The following is a 300-nucleotide window of genomic DNA, read 5'->3' on the forward strand; positions in this document are numbered from 1 at the left end:
GCCAGGCTCGCGCCAGCAGCGCTTCACTGGCCAGGCAGCGGGCCACCAGCAGGCCGGGCAATTGGGTCAGGTCGCCGCGTACCGGGTGGGGCAGGGAGCGACATTGTTCGAGCAGTTCAGGGTCGATTTCGCCGGTCACCAGCAAGGTCGCAAACACCGGTTGCCCGTCCAGCCCGATGGGTGAGTCGAGCAAACCGTCGGCGCCCACAATGCGCTGGCGCTCATGCCAGATCAACTGGCCGTCGCGGCGGATATCCAGGTGCGACTGGAAGTGCCCGAGGTCGAAACGCTCGCCGCTGG

1 protein-coding gene is annotated in these 300 nt (G+C 67.3%); it reads right to left on the reverse strand.

The genetic code is table 11. The features are described 5' to 3' along the window. The coding region (locus HX846_RS38910; protein ID WP_178967662.1) for an urease accessory protein UreD at positions 1 to 300 on the reverse strand (300 nt) is incomplete at both ends.

Origin of the sequence: Pseudomonas sp. K5002 (assembly GCF_013386655.1) — a bacterium.
GTDB lineage: Bacteria > Pseudomonadota > Gammaproteobacteria > Pseudomonadales > Pseudomonadaceae > Aquipseudomonas.